The organism is Thermogutta sp. (assembly GCF_014359955.1).
In the GTDB taxonomy this organism is placed as follows: Bacteria; Planctomycetota; Planctomycetia; order Pirellulales; family Thermoguttaceae; genus Thermogutta.
In genome coordinates this window covers 1-3250 of the sequence record NZ_JACIYL010000509.1, presented here as the reverse complement: position 1 = coordinate 3250, position 3250 = coordinate 1, and the positions used below count along the sequence as shown (strand labels likewise).

Annotated in this window: 2 protein-coding genes; one reads left to right on the top strand and one right to left on the bottom strand. The window is 57.1% G+C overall.

Annotation, left to right across the window (positions count from 1 at the left end):
* A partial coding sequence (locus H5U08_RS13680) for a hypothetical protein (RefSeq protein WP_297034138.1) occupies window positions 1-1474 on the bottom strand: 1474 nt, incomplete at its 3' end.
* Between the two features lie 324 nt (window positions 1475-1798).
* Here H5U08_RS13680 and H5U08_RS13675 point away from each other — a divergent pair.
* Window positions 1799-3250, top strand: a 1452-nt coding sequence (locus tag H5U08_RS13675) for a flagellar basal body P-ring protein FlgI (protein ID WP_297034134.1), incomplete at its 3' end; no start/stop codon positions are given.

Here is a 3250-nt window from a genome sequence, read left to right as displayed (position 1 = left end):
GTCGCGCATTGTTGAGCGACCAACCGTCGCGTGGATCGTGAATGCCGTCGATAAGGTCGGGATTCATATCCTCGTTATAGCCCGTCGCGTTGTGACTCGTTGCATACATCACAACGCACGGATGGGAGCTCGCCACTCGCGTATAAAACTCTGCATGCTCCCGATAACCGTTCGTTTTATCCGCATCCGGCGATTGCCAATCGTAATGGGAAAAATGCGGCTGAGATAGGGCCACCAGCATCCCGACATCATCCGCGGCCCGCAGCAGGTTGTCGAAACTCAAATGGGAACCCGGCAGACAGTCATAATTGTGGGTATAGACGAAGTTGATGCCGAAACTCTTCAAACGACGAAGGCTCTCACACGCTGCTTCATAGGTGCACCACGCAGCGCCCACCTGCGCGTTGTCGAGCGGGACGGCCGAGAGAAAGATTCGTGTCCCGTTGAGATAAAAGTCCCGCCCGTTGATCCAGAACTCGCGGAATCCCCACCGAATAGGCCACCATTCATCGACCACCGCATTCCGCTCGTCAACCAACGATAGCGCCACTTGGTACTGGTTCTCGGGTGTATGGATATCCCAAACTTTGTCTGGTCGCCACCCGTCATCGAAAACAAGGTGGCCATTATCAAGCTGGGCGGCCTGGAAAAAAGGAGAAAGCACCTCGCGGACGGTCTTACCGCCGTTTCGGTAGACGACCTTAACGCGATACTGCTGGTCGCGATTGGGGCGCACCACGGAGGCCACCACGCGGACGTTCCCTTGCCGATAGGAACTCTCGAGCCGAGCAAATCGAATGATCGGACCTCGTGGACGGCTCACCAGGAAGACGTCCCCACACAGTCCGCGCCGATCGACTTTGCCTTGCACCTGCCTCGCCGCGTTGCTGTCCGTGTAGGCCATTAAGACTCCTTTGAGAGGGATCGCCTCGACAAGGATCGAAAGCGTATAAGTTTTTCCGGGCTTGCAGAATTGGGTGAGATTGACTTCCCCGCCCGGGAAAACAATCGCACCCACTTTTTGGCCGTCAATGAAAACTGTGGCGAGGGAATTAACGTATTCCGCTTGAAGCACGATCTCGCGATCGACCAACTCTGTTGGAATTTTGAAAGTTCGCTGGTACCAGGCTGCGGAAATATCCCGCAATCGGACGCTGGCCCATTTCGGGTGGGGATAGACCACCTGGCAGTCCTTCTGCATGTAATCTGTGATGCGTGGCCAGGGGCCGGGGACCTTAAAAAAGCCCCATCCCTCTCCGGGAACATTCTCTCCAACCCCTTTTGCCGGTTGCCATTGCCAGAGCCCGTTGAGGCAAATCCGTTCGCGAGTTGCGGTGGTCTGCGTGTAAGCCTTTTCGATATCCCAGACCGCCTTGACCCCACGGGGGAGTACCGCGACTTCCGCTTCTCCCAGGCAAACACCAACCCCCACGAGCGGAATGATGATTGGCCACAGAGGGTGACACGATGCCATGGAAGACCTCCTTCGAAAGACCATCTGGCATATTGCGGGGAAATGTGGGCGAGGACATCAATCTGCCCAAATAGGCTAACCTGGGGAGTGTGTCCACACAACTGGTACCCCGCGGTGCCAATTTTTGAAGGCGACTTGGGTGAGTGGATGTGGGTCAACTCCAAAGCAATTGACATTGAAAGAAAAACAGCCCCAAGTTTACAATGACGTCCTATCATTGGGACGGGATGACTGCTTTACGCGGGCCGGAACGCAACCTCCGGGCGGAGCCAATAACCCGGCGGGGATGAACCGGGCCCATGAAACGCTGGCATGGATGCCGTTATGAAAACTCGTTCGTTGTGGTTCGTCATAGCAATTCCGGTGATCATGGGGCTGGCCCCTTGCATCATCGGGTGCTCTCTATGGATGACGGGGGCGAAATCTCCCGTGCTCGGTGAAACGGCCGAGGTCAAGCCCCCGCGACTCGTGGGTGATCTCGCTGTTCCCTACGGCTTGCACTCGATCGTCGTGGAGGCGATCGGTCTGGTGACCGGTCTCAACGGAACCGGAAGCGATCCGCTCCCGTCACCGGAGAGACAGTTTTTGCTGGCGGAAATGCAGCGCCGCGGTGTGCAGAATCCCAACACGGTGCTGGCCTCCAAAAACACGGCACTCGTCTTGGTACGCGGTTACCTCCGGCCAGGAATTCAAAAAGGGGACGTGTTCGACGTCGAAGTTCGGGTGCCCTCCCGGAGCGAAACGACCAGCCTCCGCGGTGGATTTTTGCTCGAAGTTCCTCTCCGAGAAATGATGATTCTTCGCGGAGCTGTTCGGGAGGGCCACATCCTTGCCAAGGCGTCCGGGCCAGTGCTTGTGGATCCCTCCGCCGATCCCGAAAAGGATCCGATTTATGCGACGCGGGGACGCATTCTGGGGGGCGGAGTGGCTGAACGCTCGCGGACTCTCGGTCTGTTACTGAAGCCCGAATATCACTCGGTGGCCAATGCAGCCCGGATTGAAAGTGCCGTGAACCGCCGGTTTTACATCGTTCAGCGGGGGCTTCAGGAAGGTGTCGCCCGGGCAAAAACGAACGAATACGTCGAGCTGAAACTTCACCCGCGGTACAAGAATAATATTCCCCGGTATGTGGCCGTCATCCGGGCCATTCCTCTGCGTGACAACGAACAAATTCGTCTTCAGCGATTGCGAGAACTGGAATCCGAGCTGCTTAATCCGGCTACCGCGCCGCAGGCGTCGCTGGAGCTCGAAGCCTTGGGCGCACCTGCGGTCGAGGTTCTCAAGAAGGGGTTAACGGCCTCGTCGCCGGTGGTGCGATTCCATGCAGCGGAAGCACTCGCTTATTTGGACTGCCCGGAGGCCGCACCTGTGCTGGGCCAGATTGCACGGGATGAACCTGCGTTTCGGGTCTATGCACTTGCAGCTTTGAGTGCACTCAACGATCTGGAGTCGGTAGAAATTCTTCGCGAACTACTCAAATCGCCCAGTGCGGAAACCCGTTATGGTGCCTTCCGAGCGCTTGTGGAATTGAATCCCAACGACGCCGCTGTTGCCGGTGAAAATCTGGGAGATCAATTCTGGTATCATGTTGTCCGTGTAGGAGGGCCCCCTATGGTACACGTCACGAAGAACCGCCGGGCGGAGGTGGTTCTTTTTGGGGACGATATTCGCCTGAGTGGCAAATTCGCATTAGAGGCAGGCAACCGCATCATGGTGACCAGCCAAGAGCCAGGGAAGGTCACGGTCTCCCGGTTTGCCGTCAACGAAGCGGACCAG